Source organism: Christiangramia aestuarii, assembly GCF_009735585.1.
Classification (GTDB): Bacteria; Bacteroidota; Bacteroidia; order Flavobacteriales; family Flavobacteriaceae; genus Christiangramia; species Christiangramia aestuarii.
On the sequence record NZ_VJVW01000003.1, the window covers coordinates 94,843 to 114,458 of the forward strand.

Here is a 19,616-nt window from a genome sequence, read left to right on the forward strand (position 1 = left end):
AGACAGCAATTGATTTATAAGATTTTTAAGATATATGGATAACCTCGACTACGGTATAATAAGCAATTGTAAAAGCGCAGCTTTAATCTCCAAATATGGCTCTATCGACTGGTGCTGTATGCCTAATTTTGACTCTTCGGCCATGTTCGCCAAGATCCTGGATGAAGAGATAGGAGGGAGCTTTGAGATCCTTATTGGAGACGATTATAAGATCACCCAGGAATACCTTTGGGAGACCAATATTTTAAGTACGGTTTTCGATAACGGAACCGATTCTTTTCAGCTTATAGATTTTATGCCGAGGTATCCAAGGAACGATGGTTCTTTCTATGCTCCGCCAGATATTATCCGGTTTTTCAGATTAACCGGTGGAGAGCCCAAGTTCAGAATAAAATATGATCCTAAGCTGGATTTCGCTAAGGAGAAAACCCATAGTGAGCATAAGGGCGAGTATATTAAAAGTTTCACCAAGCAGGGGAAGTATGACTCAGCTTACCTTTATTCCAGTTTTGATCTTCAGGACATCCTTGATAGCAAGGAAATAACTCTTAAGGGTAATGAATACTGCCTGGTTGGTTACCATGAGAAACTTGTGGAACAGAGCCTTGACCGTTCATACCTAAAATTCCAGCGTACCAAGGTGTACTGGATGAACTGGAGTGACAATACTACCAGGTATACCCATTATGGGAATGAGATCATGCGAAGCGCGCTGGTACTAAAGGCACTTAGTTATAAGAAATCGGGGGCTGTACTGGCTGCCGCAACTACCTCTTTGCCAGAAACCATAGGAGAGGAGCGTAACTGGGATTACAGGTTCTGCTGGATTCGTGATGCCTCCATGGTGATCAAGGTGATGGCCGGTCTAGGGCATATTAAATCTGCCAAGGATTTTCTGCAGTTCATTCTGGACATTATTCCGCACAAGGATGAAAAGATTCAGATCATGTACGGCATCAATGGGGAAAAGGAGCTTACCGAGCATATACTTAGCCACTTAAAAGGTTATAAGGGTTCTGCGCCGGTACGTACCGGAAATGCAGCCTATATTCAAAAGCAAAATGATATCTACGGCATCCTGATGGAGGTGATCTATCAGCAATTCCTCATGTTCGAAACATCCCTGGAAAATTCAGAAGCCTTGTGGACGGTTGTTCGAGGCATTGTAATGATCGTAGAAGAAAACTGGAAGAAACCGGATAAAGGGATCTGGGAACTTAGAACCGAGGACCGTCATTTTGTATTCTCCAAGCTGCTTTGCTGGGTTGCCATAGACAGGGCGATCAAGATAGGGGAAGTACTTAGGATGGGGATCAATGATACGCACTGGAAGACCCTTAGAGAGGAGATCTACCAGGATATATATCATAATGGCTGGAACGAGGAAAAGCAGGCTTATACGCAGTTCTATGGATCTTCAGACCTGGATGCTTCTACCTTATTAATGCAGTCTTACGGATTCATTGAAGCAGATGACCCAAGATTCGTAAGCACGGTTCAGGCTACCGAAAGGGAGCTTTGTGAAGACGGACTGATGTTTAGATATAAGAACAATGATGATTTCGGGAAACCTACCTCTTCTTTCACCATATGTACTTTCTGGCTTATAGACAGCCTTTATAAAATTGGAGAAAAGAAAAAGGCGAAAAAAATGTTCGACCAGTTACTGTCTTACAGTAACCACCTGGGACTTTTCAGTGAAGATATAGATTTTAAGACCAAAAGGTTGCTTGGTAATTTCCCTCAGGCATATTCACATCTTGCCCTGATTGAAACGGCCGCTAATTTCAGTAAAGGGATCGCTACTGAAGGGATGATCTTTCAGGATTGATCCTTAGCAGGATGATCTATAGAGATCCTTGCCTTGGGCAAGGCTTCAGGATAATTCTTCTGAATGAATTCCAGCAATTTTTCCCTTAAATAAACCCGCAGATCCCAGGCGGTAGGGGAGTCCTTGGCACTTACAAGCACACGTATTTCCACCGACTTTTCTGTGGCGTTGGTCACCTGCATCACGTTTACGTTTCCATCCCATAGATCGGTGGAGTTAAGCAACCTGGTCTGCTCCTGCCTTATTGCATCGAAAGGAAGACCGTAGTCTACATAGATGTATACCGTTCCCAGGATGTCTGCAGAGGTCCTGGTCCAGTTCTGAAAGGTCTTTTCAATAAAATAGGTGGTAGGTACAACCAGCCTGCGTTTGTCCCAGACCCTTACCACCACATAGGTGAGATTGATCTCTTCGATCCAGCCCCATTCACCCTCAACTATCACCACATCATCCAGTCTTATAGGCTGGGTTAGAGCGATCTGAATACCTGCAAGTAAGGTTCCTATGGCTTTCTGGGCGGCGAGACCTATAATGATCCCCGCGATCCCGGCTGAAGTTAAAACGCTAACCCCAACAGACCTGATACTATCAAAGCTCATAAGAGCGATTCCAATCGCCAGCACCACGATCACAAAAATGACAATATTCTCAAGGATCGTGAATTGAGTATAAACTTTCCTGGCCTTCAGGTTATCTGAAGTTGATACATCATATTTTTTCAGCATTCTTTTTTTGAAAACCTTGAACAATAAAATAAGGAACCAGGCAATGCTCAGAATTATCCCAATAATGCTCAGGTGACCTGCGATCGTTTTGGTTGCTTCGAAAATGAAAATATCCCCAATCACTGCTACCTGGGCGATAAGGCTCGCCAGAAAGATGAGTAACGGGATCTTGATCTTATGGGCGAAATTTACGGGTAATATGTTCCTGGGGTTTTTTCCCAGCCGCTTGAAAAGATAGAAGGCTATGCTGAAACTAAGGATCAGTACAGCAATGGCAATGATTATATATTTTAGTCCATTCTTTTCAATATCAAACATATAGAAGGCTTTAATTAAGCTTAAAGCTAATCAAAACGAATTCTTTTAAAGGAGGATCAAAATGTTTTTAATAAAATTTAACCGAAAAGGATTTCGGTATTAGCTATCCTTTCTGCGATCTTCAAGTTCCACTCGTTCCTTGCTCCAATAGAAACCATCTTCTATCTTAGAAATATAAGCAACTATCTTTTCACGCATCTCACAATGCAGATTCCAGGTGGTTAGAAAATCCTTACCGCTGCAAAGACAGCGCAACTTTATAGATTTATTATCCAACTCGGTAACCTGTACCGCCGGGCTTTTCTCCTCATCGCCGTCCCAATTATCTGAAGCCTTGACCAGTTCAGCCCATTTACTTCGAACCTGGTCCACATCTATTCGATGATCAGCATACACCTCTACGATGCCAATAGTTTGAGAATTGGTCATGGAGAGGTTTTCAAAACTTTCGGAGATGACCGTCTTCAGCGGAATCACTTTTCGGCGCAGATCCCAGGTCCTTACTACCATATAGGTGAAGGTGATGTCTTCTACGTAGCCATATACATCGGCGATGATCACGGCATCCCCTATTTTGGCGGGTTTTGTGATCGCGATCTGTATGCCTGCGATGATATTTCCCAGGGTGCTTTGAGCAGCAATACCGAAGATCACCGTCACTATACCTGCAGAAGCCATAAGCGAAATACCAAGTCTTTCCAGGGATGGGAATTGTGAAAAAATTACCGCGGCCCCAAGCAGGACAATCAGGAAGATAAAGATTCTCCTACCTACCGACACATAGGTCATCATTTTTTTTGCCTCTGCATTCTGTTCATCTCCTGGATCTCCAATCTTATGCTGGGCGAAGAAATCCATAATATAATCTATAACCCGCATAACCAGCCAGGTAATGATCCCAATGATCATTATTAATAAGATGGTGTAAAGGCCGCGAGCCAGGGGACCGGTAAATGAAATAAGATTATTTAACAGGAGGTAAAATACCAGTATGCCGATCGCTGCACCTGCGGGAGCATCCAATCTGTAGGCTATATTCTTGATCCAATAGGTTTTGGTATCTGAAAACAATCTCCTTATATAATATGATACCAGCCTGGAAATAAAATATCCCAAGAGCAGGAAAACAATGGTTCCAAGGTATTTCCAGAAGGGGATACCGAAAACTTCAAAGCTAATCCAGGTGGGGACCATCCGGTCCAGTTTCCTGGGCCCGAAACTGCGATAAAGAGGTTCTATATTTTCTACCGTTTGGGCAGAAATAAGCCAGATAGGACTTTTATCCCCGTATTTCAAACGCTGTAACCTGAATTCAATGGCCCTGTCTTTTAATTCTGTTTGTCCAAAACTTAGGCTTCTCCTGGGTTGTCCCGCCACGGCCTGGTTTGTTGTGGTAGTGATATCGATCTGGCCATCTGGGCGGTCAGGCAGCTGATCCCAGGGAATAGAAATTCGCTGCTGCAGGGTGAAATTCAGCTTTTCTGCCAGGACCGCGGCCTCTTCCAGGCTCAGGTTATCGGGCATCAGATTTAAATTAAGCGCATATGCGGCCTGCTGGTAATTTTTGTTTCGGGCATTAATAATAAAATGCTCCAGTGTCGCCTGGGGCGTTTGCAGGTTGATGTCTTCCGGAGGATAACCTACACCTTTGTTCCATCTCTGGATATTGTAATAGGCCTTGGTATATTCACCAAGGGAATTTCCCGCGTTCGCGGTGCTATCTTCAACGATATCATCTTTAGGAGGTAGCTGCTGATCGTTAGATTGCTGGGTGGTATCTTTTTCCTGAACGGAATCTGATTGAGCATAGCCAGAGCATGAAAAAATGATCAGCATTATTTGCAGAATGATCTTCAGCATATTATCAGCTAGTTAGGTCGGTTTGATACTCAATTTATGAAATTAATAATAAGCAGACGATCTGAAGTATATCTGGCTGGATTTAAGTTTTATTTATAAGCCTGAAAATTTTAACTAAAAAAAATCATGATGTAAAGCACTGATGGTCAATTCATTGAAATTTATGACTTATATTTAAGACTTTATTAACCACTAATTATAAAACTATGAGAACTATCAAACTGAGTGTGCTTATTCTGTCCCTGATCTTGGTGTCCTGTAGCCAGGAATCCGAAATCGATTCTACAGATCTCAACCAACAGGAGGTTATTGTTGAACCTATTTTTCGGGAGGTAGGTGATGAATTTAAAAAAATCCCGCTGACCAATATTTCTGATTTCGAAAAAAGATCTGAAGGTAATTTCTTTGTAAGTCTTTATTCAGCAGAGTATTTGACTTTGGCCGAAAACGGTGAAATGGGCAACACCGTTTATTTCATGGATAGAGGAAATAAACAATTGGGATCAGATTTTTCACCTTTGCTCAGTATTGACGGAACGACCGATATTTCCTATTATATAGATGAAACACGAGCTTCAGAAGATCTTAATATTGAGGAGACTACAGGTTCTATCATGTCTGCTATGAATACCTGGGAAGATGTAAAATGTTCTGAGCTGGGACTTTTCAGAGTACCTTCAAATAATGAGTTTTCTACAGGTCTCATAGCACAGATTTTAGGATATGGAGGTGAAGTTCCATTTGTAGCTGAAATTAATCACGCTGGATGGTTACCAGGAGAGTTTTTTGAGATGGCTCTTGGAGAAGACGCAGCCACTAGAGTTCTTGGAGTCACTTATACCCTTATTTTTATTGATGAGAATGGTAATCCCCTTGATACAAATGAAGATGGGCTTGTTGATACTGCCCTGCGTGAAATTTATTATAACGATAATTTTCAGTGGAACATAGATGGAAACTCTATAGATGTTGAGACCGTTGCCTTGCATGAGGCAGGACATGGATTAAGCCAGGCTCACTTTGGTAAACTATTTGAAATAAAAAAAACCGAAAAATTCCAGTTTGCTCCTCGAGCGGTAATGAACGCAGGGTATACTGGAGTTCAAAACGAAATAGGAAAAACCGACAATGCCGGGCATTGCAGTATATGGGATTATTGGCCTGAAGAATAAATTCAGATTTTTAGAAACAAAAAAGCCACCTTCTAAGGTGGCTTTTATTATTTGTGTTTCCTATAAATAAGGAGAGGATTAGTTTACAAATCCTGTTCTGGGGCCGCCATCCATAAAGATGGTTCTCATACGAGCTTTCTGTCCTTCAGAGAACATATACATACACTGGTCATATACATAATCCATATAGTTCATGGTCATGTCATTAGATCTACAGTTCACAGTTGGGTAAGATGGACAACCATAGTTTGGTCCGTCAGATTCTGGTGTATCGGCAACAAAATCATCCTGACGACATCTACCATCACCCCAGATGTGACGAAGGTTTAGATAGTGACCAACTTCGTGGGTCGCAGTTCTTCCTTTATCATAAGGCGCTGAAACGTAGCCGGTATCTCCAAAATACTGAGGTGCGATCACTACTCCGTCTGTAGAAGCTGGACCACCAGGGAATTGAGCATAGCCTAGAATTCCACCACCAATGTTAGCTACCCAGATATTAAGGGTGTTAGATGGTGAAACCGGTGGATAAGCATATTTTACATCATCCCTGGTTCCCCATTCAGCTCTTGAATTGCTGTGACGGAAAACATTGGAAAGAGTGAATGAAATTTCAGAATCTGCCACCAAACCGGCGAACTCAGATGGAGCGTTGCTTGCATCTGAATTTGCAGCTCTAAAATCTGCATTCAGGATATCGATCTGTGAATTGATCTGCTGGTCTGTAATATTCTGCTGGGAATTACTGTAAACTACATGTACCACAACCGGGATATTTACGATCCCAAGGTTATCTGTTGCAGGTGGTTCAGTTCCGCCACCGCCGCTTCCGGGCTTACCACCCTTGGCGTTTTCAGATTTAGCAAGAATAGAACGGGTATTCTTTTCAATATTATACATTTTTTCATGCAGGCCCTTGTTCTCGTTTAGGAGACGGTTGAGGTTCTTCATACTGTAACACTTTTCAGGTGCATTTTCAGACCTTTTTTGATCTGAAGAATCAGTGTAAAGATAGAAGTCGCTCATGTCTACCTGAGCCTCTTGCTGCTCGTTAATGCTCTCTTTTGAGTCCTGCTCACAAGAAGCAAAAAGGAAGGCTAAAGCTGCCATTCCCAGAAAAACTTTTTTCATAATAAGTTTGGTTTTGTTTGATTTCGCAGCAATATATCTAAATATTTAGGCTTTTTTAACTTGGAAAGTATTTTTTTGTAACACTTTTCTGTATAAAATGTTAAAATTAAAAAAGCCACTCAATCATTTGAGTGGCTTTTTCCAGTTTAAAAGAATGTTTGACTAGAAACAATATTTATTTTCAGTAGTCAGTTTTTCTGCGATCGTGTTTCTCAATTCAACCACGTTCGGCATGTTCTGATACTTGGTATATCTCTTAAGTCCCATTAGCATCATACGTTGCTCGTCACCTTCAGCAAAGGAACCAATTCCTTCCTTCGCCTTCGTGATAACGGTTTCAACGGCATGGTAAAGATATAGTTTAGCCATAGCGATCTCGGTCTTGGTAGCTTCTTCTCCGTTTCTCTTGGCGTTCTTTTCAGCTCTAAGGATACCAGATTCTGCCATGTAGATCTCGATAAGGATATCTGAAGCAGCAAGAAGTAATTGCTGGTGCTCTTCCAGCTGAGGTCCAAATTTCTGAACAGCGCTTCCTGCTACCATTAAAAATACTTTCTTAAGCTTAGCAACCATTTCTTTCTCTTCAGCAAAAAGCTCAGAATAATCTGGCTTATCCATAGAAGGAATTCCGGTTAGCTCATCAGCAACACTTTTAGCAGGTCCAAGCAGGTCTACATGACCTTTCATAGCCTTTTTCACAAGCATTCCTACAGATAACATCCTGTTGATCTCGTTAGTACCTTCGTAGATACGTGCGATACGTGCATCTCTCCATGCAGATTCCATTGGAGTGTCTGCAGAGAATCCCATACCTCCGTAAACCTGGATACCTTCGTCGCTACAGTTCTGAACATCTTCTGAACAGGCAACCTTAAGAATAGAACACTCAATAGCGTATTCTTCCACACCTTTCAATTCTGCTTCAGAATGTGAGGCTCCGTCTTCCAAACGAATGTTGATCCTGTCTTCGATATTCTTAGCTGCACGGTAAGACGCTGCTTCACCTACATAAGCTGAAGTCGCCATCTCGGCCAGTTTAGACTTGATCGCACCAAATTTGGCGATAGGAGTCTTGAACTGAACTCTGTCATTGGCGTATTTCACAGCAAGATCGGTCACTCTTCTTTGAGCATCAAGAGAAGCTGCCGCTAATTTGATACGTCCAACGTTAAGTGCGTTCATCGCGATCTTGAATCCGTTTCCACGCTCAGAAAGCATGTTCTCTACCGGTACCTTGGTTTCGTTGAAGAATACCTGGCGGGTAGAGGAGGAGTGGATACCTAGTTTCTTTTCTTCTTCTCCGAAGCTGATCCCGTTTTCTTTATCGTTTTCTACGATAAACCCGGTGATGTTCTTGTCGTCTTCGATTCTTGCAAATACGATGAATACATCTGCAAAACCAGCGTTAGAGATCCACATCTTCTGTCCGCTGATGCTGTAATACTTTCCATCATCTGAAAGTACAGCTTTGGTCTTACCTGAATTCGCATCTGATCCTGCATCAGGCTCAGTCAAACAGTAAGCTCCGAACCACTCTCCAGTAGCTAGTTTTGGAACATATTTTTTCTTTTGCTCTTCGGTTCCATAAAGGGTAATTGGCATGGTACCAATTCCAGTATGTGCACCAAAAGCAGTAGCCACAGATCCTGTAGCTCCAGAAATATAGTCACAAACCAACATGGTAGATACGAAGCCCATTCCAAGACCATCGTATTCTTCCGGTACGGCTACACCAAGAAATCCAAGTTCCCCGGCTTTGCGCATCACCTCTTCGGTTAGTTCATAATTCTTCTTTTCAAATTCTTCCTTGTGAGGCCAAATCTCTCTTTCTACGAATTCCTTTACAGAATCACGCATCATTTTTTGTTCCTCGTTAAAATCTTCCGGGGTGAAAACGTCTTCACATTTAGTTTCCTTTACCAGGAACTGCCCACCTCGAAGGATATCCTTTTTAGCTGTATCTGTGCTCATTTTTATTTAGATGTTAGTATTGAGAGGTGAGACCTTAGACTCAGCCTCTCAATGCATTTATAATATTTATAGTTTAATTCTCATTTCTTAGATCTAATATCTCAGATCTAAAGTCTAGTTGAGGAATTCAAAGACTCCTGCTGCACCCTGACCGGTTCCCACACACATCGTTACCATACAGTGCTTGTTCTTCAATTCACGCTTGCGCATTTCATCAAAGATCTGAACCGATAATTTCGCACCAGTACAACCTAGTGGGTGACCCATGGAGATAGCTCCACCATTAGGATTTACCTTGTCTTTATCTAAACCTAATTCTCTTATAACGGCTAGAGACTGAGATGCGAAGGCTTCGTTAAGTTCGATAAGTTCCATATCGTCCTGCTTAAGTCCGGCTTGTTTAAGAGCCTTTGGAATTGCATGAACTGGTCCAATTCCCATGATCCTTGGTTCTACACCAACAGCAGCATAACTTACCATTCTGGCGATTGGCTCCAGGTTTAGTTCCTTAACCATTTCTTCGCTCATCACCATCACGAAAGCTGCACCGTCACTCATTTGAGAAGAGTTACCAGCGGTTACACTTCCGCCTTCGGCGAAAACAGGTCTTAGTTTATTAAGTACTTCGATAGAAGTATCTTTTCTTGGACCTTCATCCTTATTCACTGTATAAGATTTGGTCTTCTTCTTACCATCCTTATCTACATAGGTCTCATCGATCGTAATTGGAGCGATCTGGTCCTGGAATCGATCTTCGGCCTGGGCCTTGATCGCTTTTTGGTGAGAATTATAGGCGAATTCATCCTGATCTTCACGGGAAACCTTGTATTTGTTGGCAACTGCCTCGGCAGTTAATCCCATTCCCCAGTAATAATCTTCGTTACCTTCTTTAGCCACCTTATAATCAGGTACTGGCTTATAACCTCCCATTGGGATGTAACTCATGCTTTCTGCACCTCCAGCGATCACGCAGTCGGCCATTCCACTCTGGATCTTCGCCGTGGCAATGGAGATAGTCTCCAACCCAGAAGCACAATACCTGTTAACGGTCATTCCTGGTACGTCTTCGATCTTTAATCCCATTAGAGAGATCAGTCTACCAACGTTAAGTCCCTGTTCCGCTTCCGGCATCGCGTTACCAACCATTACGTCATCGATACGCGTTTTGTCGAAATCAGGTAATTTATCCATCATGTACTGGATGGTTTCCGCAGCCAGTTCATCAGGTCTCTTAAAGCGGAATACTCCACGAGGAGCCTTTCCTACTGCGGTTCTGTATGCTTTTACTATATATGCTGTTCTTTTCATTGTATATTGAATTTTGTAAGATGTATAATGCTTTATTGTTTAAGTGTTGATTGTAGTTTAATAATCATATTCTGAATATGCTGAATTTCGCTTTCTATAGGAGAGAATTCCTGTTTTGATAGAAAGTTAAGTTTCATTGCCAGTAGTAACTGTGTTTCTAATTCAAAAGCCGATCCTAGAGCTATTCCAAGGAAATTGTGAAAATCCTTTTCAGATTTTCGGCCGCATCCTTCAGCAATATTTGAAGGAATTGAAATAGCAGATCTCCTAATTTGTGATGTCAATCCATAGATCTCATCCTTCGGAAATCCCTGGCTTTGCAAATAAATAGCTGAAACCATATCGATAGCTTTTTGCCAAACCTTTAATTCCTTGAAATAATTCATTATACAATCGACGAATTACACTATACAATTAGTTTCTTAATGGTTTCCCCTTCTTCAACATATGTTGAAGTCGCTCCAGGGTTTTTCTTTCACCAGTAAGCGAAAGGAAGGCTTCTCGTTCAAGATCTAATAAGTATTGCTCACTTACCAGCTGGTTTTCTGAAAGATCACCTCCGGCCATTACATAAGCCAGTTTATTTGCGATCTTCTTATCGTGCTCGCTGATATATTTCCCGGCAGCCATCTGGTCTGTTCCAACAAGGAATGCTCCCAAGGCTTGTTTACCCAGTACTTTTATATCTGTACGTTTGATCGGCTTGGTATATCCATTTTCCGCCATTAGCATCGCATGTTTCTTAGCGATAGCTAACTGCCTGTCTGGGTTTACCACGACGATATCCTTTCCTTTCTGAAGAAGGTTCAGGTCATAAGCTTCGTGTGCCGAAGTTGATACCTTCGCCATTCCAATAGTAAGGAAGTGCTCTCTTAGTCGGTTTAACTCTACATCATCTTTCTGAAAAGTATCGGCAGCTCTAACGGTCATTTCCTTGGTTCCACCACCGCCAGGAATCACCCCAACGCCGAATTCTACCAGTCCAATATAAGTTTCAGCTGAAGCAACCACTTTATCTGCGTGCAGGGAAAGCTCACAACCACCACCCAGCGTCATCGCGTGCGGAGCAGCAACGGTTGGAATAGAGGAGTAGCGCATTCTCATCATAGTGTCCTGGAATTGCTTAATAGCCATATTCAGCTCTTCATATTCCTGTTCCACGGCCATCATAAAGATCATCCCGATATTGGCACCTACGGAGAAATTCTTACCATTATTGGCAACAACCAATCCCTGGTAATCTTTTTCAGCCAAATCGATAGCTTTGTTAATTCCATCAAGAACGTCACCTCCAATGGAATTCATCTTACTTCTGAATTCCACGTTAAGAATCCCGTCTCCAAGATCTTCCACGACCACGCCGCTGTTCTTGAATACTTCTTTAGATTCCCTGATGTTGTCCAGGATAATGAATGCATCCTGTCCGGGTACTTTTGTCTGTTCTTTCTTCTGAATATCGTAATAATAGGTGTTGCCTTCTTTAATGGTATAGAAACTGTCGCTTCCGTTCTCCAGCATTTCTTTCACCCAGGCAGCAGGTTCGTAACCTTCTTCCTTCATCATATCGATACCCTTCTGAACACCTATGGCATCCCAGATCTGGAATGGACCGTGCTCCCAGCCAAAACCGGCCTTCATGGCATCATCTATCTTATAAAGTTCGTCTGAAATTTCAGGGATCCTGTTCGAAACATAAGCGAACAGGGCAGAAAATGTCTTTCTGTAAAATTCACCTGCCTTATCTTTTCCTTTAACAAGCACCTCGAAACGATCTACTACGTTATCGATGGTCTTGGTCATTTCAAGAGTAGCGAAAGAGGCGCTCTTTCTATCGCGGTATTCCATAGTATCAAGATCAAGTGATTTGATCTTGCTGGAACCATCATCTTTCTTTACTTTCTTATAAAAGCCCTGACCGGTCTTGCTTCCCAGCCATTTGTTCTCCATCATGGTACTGATGAAATCCGGCAATTTGAACAAGTCGTGCTGCTCATCGTCTGGAACGTTTTCGTAAAGACCATTAGCAACGTGTACCAGTGTATCTAAACCAACCACGTCTACCGTTCTAAATGTAGCCGACTTCTGGCGACCGATTACCGGACCTGTAAGTTTATCTACTTCTTCAATGGTCATTCCCATATCCTTAACCATATGGAAAAGGCTCATAATGCTGAAAATACCAATTCGGTTTCCAATGAAAGCCGGAGTATCTTTTGCAAGAACTGTTTTCTTACCAAGGTATTTACTACCGTACGTCTCAAGGAAATCAAGAACGTCTTTAGAAGTCTCTTTTCCTGGAATGATCTCGAATAATCTTAAATATCTAGGTGGGTTAAAGAAGTGAGTTCCGCAGAAGTGTTTCTTGAAGTCATCACTACGACCATCGGTCATGAAATTGATCGGGATACCAGAGGTGTTAGAAGTAATTAGGGTTCCCGGTTTTCTATGTTTTTCAAGGTTTTCAAAAACCTGTTTCTTGATATCAAGGCGTTCCACTACAACCTCGATGATCCAGTCTGCTTCAGATACCTTATGAATATCGTCCTCCAGGTTACCGGTCTTGATCCTGTTCACAAAATCCTTATGGTAAATAGGGGAGGGCTTAGATTTTACTGAATCTTGCAGGGAGTCGTTCACGATCCTGTTACGAACCACTTTGTCATCCAGGCTAAGACCTTTTTTCTTTTCTTTTTCATTCAGTTCCCGGGGAACGATGTCCAGAAGTAACACTTCCACGCCAATATTGGCAAAATGGCAAGCGATACCACTACCCATAATTCCGGATCCGATCACTGCAACTTTATTAATCCTTCTTTTCATTTTTTGGTTTTTAGTGTTTTACCTGATTTTTATTTCTTCTCTATATATCTTCTTTTCACCAATTAGCTCCAGGATGGTATTGGCAACCTGTATAAAGGTCTTCAGATCTTTATCTGAAACGTTTTCCTTTACAGCTTCATCGAACCTGAGGACCACTCGTTTGGAGTAATCTCTCATTTCCTTCCCAAATTCGGTTAGGTGAATAAGAACGCTGCGACCATCATTAGGATTTTTTTTCCTAACGATAAGTCCTTTTTCTTCCATAGTCTTTAAAATCCTTGAAAGACTGGTAGCCTCCATACCCATTTTTGGGCCAAGTGAAGTAGATGGGGTGCCTTCTTCGGGGTCTATGCTTAGCAGGGCAAAGCCCGTAGCCATGGTGCTTCCTGCTTTTCCTGCTTCCTCATTGTACATTTTGGAAACAGCCATCCAGGTGGCACGCAGTACATAATCTATTGTTTTTTCTTTCATCTGGATTTTGAATGAATCCAAAGTTAGGAAAAAATATTATGCATGCATAATAAAATTCGTTTAAAAATATTAATATGCTGAATTTATGAAGTAAATATTCTTAAAACAAAAAAACTCCCCGGGTTAGGAGGAGTTTTTTTTGTCATTTTCTCAGTGGCAGATTAAAATCGACCGTATAATCTTTCGTAAAGATCCTGATATCGATCTCTAATAATTCTTCTTTTCAGCTTCATTGTAGGAGTTAGATGACCTTCTTCTATAGACCAGGTTTCTGGTGTAAGTTCAAAGGTTTTTACCCTTTCCCATTTTCCAAACTTCTGGTTATAGAAATCTATCTCTTCCTGTATCCTATCTTTTACCATAGAGTTATTGGCGATATCTCTTTCTGTTCCTTCTCCAAGATCTATTTTCTTTCTCTTGGCCCAGTCTGATATAAATTCAAAATTAGGTTGTATCAATGCTGCCGGCATTTTTTCGCCATCCCCAACTACCATGATCTGCTCGATAAAGCGCGATTGCTTCATGGTGTTTTCAATTAATTGTGGAGCAACATATTTACCACCAGAGGTTTTGAACATCTCTTTTTTCCTGTCGGTGATCTTAAGGAAGCCTTCTGAGTCGATCTCACCTATATCACCGGTATGGAAATATCCATCCTTTATGACCTCGTTGGTCTTTTCTTGGTCCTTATAATAGCCTTTCATGATATTAGGTCCTTTGGCCAGGATCTCTCCATCATCAGCGATCTTCACTTGAACGTTATCCAGAACTTTACCTACGGTGCCGATTTTGAAACCATGGTTACGCTGGTCGTTAACCGAAATCACAGGGGAAGTTTCTGTAAGTCCGTATCCTTCCATAACCGGGATCTCGGCAGCAGCGAATACCCTGGCCAGTCTTGGCTGTAGTGCTGCACTACCTGAAACAATAAGTTCAATATTTCCACCCAGGCCTTCTTTCCATTTTGAAAAAATCAGCTTTCTGGCAAGTTTTAACCTGGTCTCGTACCACCAGCCATTAGCTCCGTATGGTTCATATTCCAGTCCTAGTTCAACAGCCCAGAAGAAAAGTTTTTTCTTGATCCCGTCGAGATCGGCTCCTTTGGCGATGATCTTATCGTAAACCTTTTCCAGCAATCTCGGGACTGCCGTTATCACGTGAGGTTTAACCTCTTTAAGGTTATCACTTATCTTATCTATAGACTCGGCAAAATAAATTGAAACAGAATAATACTGATATAGGTACAATATCATACGTTCAAAAATATGACATACCGGTAAGAAGCTCAGGGCCACATAGGTGCCTCGCTCAAAAGGTACCCGCGGAGCACTGCCGAGTACATCACTAACAATATTGTCGTGGGTTAACATTACGCCTTTTGGTCTTCCTGTGGTTCCCGAGGTATATATTAAAGTAGCAAGATCGTCTGGCTTCACAGCTTTCTTAAGTTTTTCAACTTCATCCTGGTTGCCTTTGTCTTCGCCACTTTCCAGAACTTCTTTCCAGCTTTTACAGCCTGGAATATCGTCGAAACTGAATATACCTTTCAACTGCGTGGTACCTTTAATACGGTTAACCTTACCCAGTACCTCTTCATCTGAAACAAAACAGTAGATAGCCCCACTGTGGTTGAGAACATATTCGTAGTCTTCTTCAGATATCGTTGGATAAATAGGTACATTTTGAGCACCTAGCTGAAGGATCCCAATGTCCATTACGTTCCATTCAGATCTGTTCGTACTGGAAATGATCGCAATTTTGTCGTTCGGCTTTATGCCTAATCTTAAAAGCCCTCGGCTTATGGCGTTCGCCTGATCTATATATTGCTGCGTTGAAAGTGTTTTCCATTCGTTGCCGTATTTAGTGGCAAGCGCTTCTTTTAATGGAAAGTTTTCAAGTTGATAATAAGGGAAATCAAAGAGTCGTTTTATTTCATTCATCAATTTGAATAATTTGTATGTGCTTCGCAAAATAGCAAAAAAGGGGGCTACTTCAAATCGATAATTCAAAAAATAAGGGATGTTTTTAACATCCCTTTATTTTTATTGCCAAAAAATTCGTCTTACTGCTTATTTTCCAGCCATTTTCTGGCATTTACAAAACCTTCTAACCAGGGTGAAACCTCGTCTTTTCTTCCTTTTGGGTAGTGAGCCCAGTTCCATTGGAAGGTAGAACGCTCTAAATGAGGCATCATAACCAGGTGTCTACCTGTCTGGTCTGTTAAAACTGCAGTGTTATAATGTGAACCATTAGGGTTGGCCGGGTAACCTTCATAACCATATTTCCCAACAATATTATATTTTTCCTCCTCATATGGAAAGCTGAACTTGCCTTCTCCGTGTGCGGCCCAGATACCAAGTTTGCTGCCGGCAAGTGTTGATAACATTACCGAATTATTTTCCTGAATCTCTACAGAAGTGAAATTACATTCGAATTTATGCGATTCGTTGTGAAGCATTTTAGGCTTCTGCTCGTGTTCAGGATTGATAAGCCCCAGTTCTATGAATAACTGGCATCCATTACAAACTCCAAGAGAAAGAGTATCTTTTCTAGCAAAGAACTTATCCAGGGCTTCTTTAGCCTTTTCGTTATATAGAAAAGCTCCGGCCCATCCCTTGGCACTTCCAAGAACATCAGAATTAGAGAATCCACCTACTGCGGCTATGAACTTTATATCTTCCAGGGTTTCCCTTCCGCTAATAAGGTCGGTCATATGTACATCTTTTACATCGAACCCGGCGAGGTACATGGCACGGGCCATTTCTCTTTCCGAATTCGATCCTTTTTCCCTGATGATGGCTGCCTTGATCTTCGGCTTGCTGGAATCAAGTTCAGGCAGTTTTCCGGTAAAGTGTTCCGGAAATTTGAATTTTAAAGGTTGTTCCTTATAATTATGGTAGCGTTCAGTAGCCTTATCTATTCCGCTCTGTTTTTCATCTAAAAGGAAAGAGGTCTTAAACCAGGTATCTCTTAACTGTGGAATACTGAAGCTTAAGTTAGCCCCGGTATTCCTTATTTTAAGTTCTTCACCTTCAATGACCTTCCCGATATTAAAAAATTCAATAGCCTTTTCCTTTAGTATCTCCTCTACAGAAGAATCTTTGGCCTGAAATACTATTCCGCAATTCTCATTAAAAAGGAGTTTGATAATATCACTTTCATTTAAAGCTGAAAGGTTTAGATCTGCTCCAAGCTTGATATCTGCAAAGCACATTTCTAATAAGGTGGTGATCAATCCTCCTGAAGCCACATCATGTCCGGCCAGGATCAGGTCATTTTTAATCAGTTCTTGGATAGCATTGAATGAGGCTGCAAATTTTTTGTCGTCCTTAATAGTAGGTACTTCAGCACCCACTTTATTCAGAATCTGAGCGAAGGAAGAACCTCCCAGTTTGAATTTATCCTGGGACAGATTGATATAATAAATGTTACCGCCGTTCTTCTGAAGCACAGGCTCTACAACTTTAGTGACGTCGTTACAATGGCCGGCAGCTGAAATGATCACTGTTCCCGGCGATATCACCTGACCGTCCTTATATTTTTGCTTCATAGAAAGCGAATCTTTCCCGGTAGGAACATTGATCCCCAGGGAAATGGCGAAATTCGAAATTCCTTCTACCGCTTCGTATAGCCTTGCGTCCTCACCTTCATTATTACAAGGCCACATCCAGTTAGCCGATAATGAAATGGAAGTTAATCCTTTATCCAGAGGAGCCCAAACGATATTGGAAAGGGCCTCGGCAATTGAGTTTTTGGATCCAGCTACCGGGTCTACCAGGGCTGAAACAGGGGAGTGGCCAATAGAGGTTGCCACGCCTTCCTTGCCTTTATAATCCAGTGCCATTACGCCGCAGTTATTCAGGGGTAACTGCAGTGGGCCGGCGGTTTGCTGTTTTGCTACCCTTCCGGAAACGCAACGGTCTACTTTATTGGTCAGCCAGTCTTTACTTGCAACTGCCTCCAATTGTAGAACCTGGTCCAGGTACTCATGTAATTTTGAAGAAGTATACTGCACATCATCATAAGACCTTTTTACAGTGTTATCCTTCATAATGGTTCTGGGTGAACTTCCGAACATATCTGAAAGTTCAAGGTCCATTGGTTTCTGCCCAGATTTTTCCCCTTCAAAGGTAAATCTGTGATCTCCGGTTACATTACCAACTTCATACATTGGCGATCTTTCGCGATCTGCCACTCTTTTTAACCTGGCGATCTCGGCTTCCCCGATCACAAGTCCCATTCGTTCTTGTGATTCGTTGCCAATGATCTCTTTGGCTGAAAGTGTTGGGTCTCCCACCGGAAGTGCATCCAGGTCTATTTTACCACCTTTTTCTTCTACAAGTTCACTTAAACAGTTAAGGTGCCCACCGGCTCCGTGGTCATGAATGGATACGATTGGGTTTTCATCGCTTTCTACCATTCCGCGTACGGCATTGGCAGCTCTTTTTTGCATCTCAGGGTTGGAACGCTGAATGGCATTCAGCTCTATACCGCTGCTAAATTCACCGGTATCTGCTGAAGAAACGGCAGCTCCGCCCATCCCGATACGGTAGTTCTCACCACCAAGTACCACGATCTTGTCGCCTTTATTGGGCACATCCTTAAGGGCCTGGTCTTTTTTACCATACCCAATTCCTCCGGCCAGCATGATCACCTTGTCATAACCCAGGGCTCGGTCGTGCTCTGAGTGTTCAAATGTCAGTACAGAGCCCGAAATGAGGGGCTGGCCAAACTTATTTCCAAAATCTGAAGCTCCGTTGGAAGCCTTGATCAAAATATCCATGGGAGTCTGGTATAACCAGTCCCTTTCTTTCATTCCGTTTTCCCATTTCCTGTCCTTTTCCAGGCGGGAGAAGGAGGTCATATAAACCGCGGTTCCTGCAAGTGGCAGGGAACCTTTTCCTCCGGCTAGCCTGTCTCTTATCTCACCACCACTACCGGTAGCTGCACCATTAAAAGGCTCCACCGTGGTGGGGAAGTTGTGAGTTTCGGCTTTTAGAGAGATCACCGAATCAAAATCCTTGACCTGGTAATATTCAGGCACGTCTGCAGCCTTCGGGGCGAACTGTTCAACACGTGGACCTTTTACGAAGGCCACATTATCCTTGTATGCTGAAACTATATCGTTCGGATTTTCTTCCGAAGTTTTCCTGATTAATTTGAATAGGGAAACCGGTTTTTCCTCACCGTCTATCACGAAGGTTCCGTTGAAGATCTTATGACGGCAATGCTCCGAATTTACCTGTGAAAATCCAAATACTTCTGAATCTGTTAATTTCCTGCCCAATTTCTTGGCCAGGTTTTCCAGGTAGGTCACCTCTTCCGGGTTAAGAGCCAGGCCTTCCTGCTGGTTGAAAGCTTCTATATCGTCAACCTCGATGATAGGGGCTGGGTTTATATGAATATCAAAAATATCCTGATCCAGTCCGTCGTATTTTTGAGAGAGCATAGGGTCAAAATCATGAAAATGCTCGTCTACCCGAAGAAATTCCTCTATCCTTATAAGACCATGAATCCCCATGTTCTGGGTGATCTCCACGGCATTGGTACTCCATGGAGTGACCATGGCGGCACGGGGACCAACAAAAAAATCTGCCAGGGCAGATTTATGTATTTGAAGGGTATTTCCGAAAAGCCAGTTTAGTTTTGAGATTTCCTGAGCTGAAAGTTCTGAGTGTGTTTCCACAGCAAAAACCTTGGTAGTTTGGTTTCCGAAGAAGAGGATCATTTATGTTGTGTTTGTGTTGTTTTGTAAAGGCACAAATTTACTTTTTTAAACCTAATCCCTAAAATTTAAGTTCAGAATAATTCTTCAGTAATAAAGATTCAATCAAGGCCGGGCTAAATTCTCGTTCGTCTATTAATAGCTCAAAATTAGCAGAAGGAATATTTTAATAATAAACATGAAGAGCGATTGGGGGAGTTGCTTCTCTCATATTTAATCCTATTAAAATAAAAATTACCTCAAAAAATTGAAATTCAGTTTTTTAAGGATTTAATGCCAGACTC

12 protein-coding genes are annotated in these 19,616 nt (G+C 42.1%); 2 read left to right on the forward strand and 10 right to left on the reverse strand.

Annotated features, from left to right (window positions below):
* Positions 1–34 precede the first annotated feature (34 nt).
* A complete protein-coding gene (locus tag FLP08_RS08305; protein WP_156275858.1) occupies positions 35–1,831 on the forward strand; it encodes a glycoside hydrolase family 15 protein in 1,797 nt (598 codons plus the stop codon).
* On the opposite strand, the gene FLP08_RS08310 is transcribed toward FLP08_RS08305, so the two are convergent.
* Entirely contained in the window at positions 1,822–2,874 is a 1,053-nt protein-coding gene (locus FLP08_RS08310; protein ID WP_156275860.1) for a mechanosensitive ion channel family protein, read from the reverse strand. The genes FLP08_RS08305 and FLP08_RS08310 overlap by 10 nt on opposite strands.
* A gap of 99 nt (positions 2,875–2,973) precedes the next feature.
* Positions 2,974–4,734 carry a mechanosensitive ion channel family protein gene (locus tag FLP08_RS08315; protein ID WP_156275862.1) on the reverse strand — a complete coding sequence of 587 codons (1,761 nt, stop codon included), beginning with the start codon at positions 4,732–4,734 and terminating at the stop codon, positions 2,974–2,976.
* A 206-nt stretch (positions 4,735–4,940) separates the two neighbouring features.
* On the opposite strand from FLP08_RS08315, the gene FLP08_RS08320 reads away from it, so the two are divergent.
* Positions 4,941–5,906, forward strand: a complete 966-nt coding sequence (locus FLP08_RS08320) for a hypothetical protein (RefSeq protein ID WP_156275863.1) — start codon at positions 4,941–4,943, stop codon at positions 5,904–5,906.
* A gap of 78 nt (positions 5,907–5,984) precedes the next feature.
* Here the strand turns inward: FLP08_RS08320 and FLP08_RS08325 are convergent, their stop codons facing one another.
* From FLP08_RS08325 to purL, 8 genes are all read right to left on the reverse strand, one after another.
* Positions 5,985–7,037: a M43 family zinc metalloprotease gene (locus FLP08_RS08325; RefSeq protein WP_156275865.1), complete on the reverse strand. Its 1,053-nt coding sequence runs from the start codon at positions 7,035–7,037 to the stop codon at positions 5,985–5,987.
* Positions 7,038–7,199: 162 nt separating this feature from the next.
* Positions 7,200–9,008: an acyl-CoA dehydrogenase FadE gene (locus tag FLP08_RS08330; RefSeq protein WP_156275867.1), complete on the reverse strand. Its 1,809-nt coding sequence runs from the start codon at positions 9,006–9,008 to the stop codon at positions 7,200–7,202.
* Between the two features lie 114 nt (positions 9,009–9,122).
* Positions 9,123–10,316, reverse strand: a complete 1,194-nt coding sequence (locus FLP08_RS08335) for an acetyl-CoA C-acyltransferase (RefSeq protein WP_156275868.1) — start codon at positions 10,314–10,316, stop codon at positions 9,123–9,125.
* Between the two features lie 32 nt (positions 10,317–10,348).
* On the reverse strand, positions 10,349–10,702 hold the full coding sequence (locus FLP08_RS08340; protein WP_156275870.1) for a four helix bundle protein: 354 nt from the start codon (positions 10,700–10,702) through the stop codon (positions 10,349–10,351).
* A gap of 28 nt (positions 10,703–10,730) precedes the next feature.
* Positions 10,731–13,136, reverse strand: a complete 2,406-nt coding sequence (locus FLP08_RS08345) for a 3-hydroxyacyl-CoA dehydrogenase/enoyl-CoA hydratase family protein (RefSeq protein ID WP_156275871.1) — start codon at positions 13,134–13,136, stop codon at positions 10,731–10,733.
* A gap of 18 nt (positions 13,137–13,154) precedes the next feature.
* Positions 13,155–13,607: a MarR family winged helix-turn-helix transcriptional regulator gene (locus FLP08_RS08350; RefSeq protein ID WP_156275873.1), complete on the reverse strand. Its 453-nt coding sequence runs from the start codon at positions 13,605–13,607 to the stop codon at positions 13,155–13,157.
* A 161-nt stretch (positions 13,608–13,768) separates the two neighbouring features.
* Positions 13,769–15,547: an AMP-dependent synthetase/ligase gene (locus tag FLP08_RS08355; RefSeq protein WP_156275875.1), complete on the reverse strand. Its 1,779-nt coding sequence runs from the start codon at positions 15,545–15,547 to the stop codon at positions 13,769–13,771.
* Positions 15,548–15,669: 122 nt separating this feature from the next.
* The gene (purL, locus tag FLP08_RS08360; protein ID WP_156275877.1) at positions 15,670–19,335 is read right to left on the reverse strand and encodes a phosphoribosylformylglycinamidine synthase; all 3,666 of its coding nucleotides are present in this window, start codon (positions 19,333–19,335) and stop codon (positions 15,670–15,672) included.
* Positions 19,336–19,616: the final 281 nt, after the last annotated feature.

Coding starts and splice junctions, on each gene's coding strand:
- FLP08_RS08310 (WP_156275860.1), bottom strand. CDS start 2,874: ATGTTTGATATTGAAAAGAATGGACTAAAATATATAATCATTGCCATT.
- FLP08_RS08315 (WP_156275862.1), bottom strand. CDS start 4,734: ATGCTGAAGATCATTCTGCAAATAATGCTGATCATTTTTTCATGCTCT.
- FLP08_RS08335 (WP_156275868.1), bottom strand. CDS start 10,316: ATGAAAAGAACAGCATATATAGTAAAAGCATACAGAACCGCAGTAGGA.
- FLP08_RS08345 (WP_156275871.1), bottom strand. CDS start 13,136: ATGAAAAGAAGGATTAATAAAGTTGCAGTGATCGGATCCGGAATTATG.
- FLP08_RS08355 (WP_156275875.1), bottom strand. CDS start 15,547: ATGAATGAAATAAAACGACTCTTTGATTTCCCTTATTATCAACTTGAA.
- FLP08_RS08305 (WP_156275858.1), top strand. CDS start 35: ATGGATAACCTCGACTACGGTATAATAAGCAATTGTAAAAGCGCAGCT.
- FLP08_RS08325 (WP_156275865.1), bottom strand. CDS start 7,037: ATGAAAAAAGTTTTTCTGGGAATGGCAGCTTTAGCCTTCCTTTTTGCT.
- FLP08_RS08350 (WP_156275873.1), bottom strand. CDS start 13,607: ATGAAAGAAAAAACAATAGATTATGTACTGCGTGCCACCTGGATGGCT.
- FLP08_RS08330 (WP_156275867.1), bottom strand. CDS start 9,008: ATGAGCACAGATACAGCTAAAAAGGATATCCTTCGAGGTGGGCAGTTC.
- FLP08_RS08340 (WP_156275870.1), bottom strand. CDS start 10,702: ATGAATTATTTCAAGGAATTAAAGGTTTGGCAAAAAGCTATCGATATG.
- purL (WP_156275877.1), bottom strand. CDS start 19,335: ATGATCCTCTTCTTCGGAAACCAAACTACCAAGGTTTTTGCTGTGGAA.
- FLP08_RS08320 (WP_156275863.1), top strand. CDS start 4,941: ATGAGAACTATCAAACTGAGTGTGCTTATTCTGTCCCTGATCTTGGTG.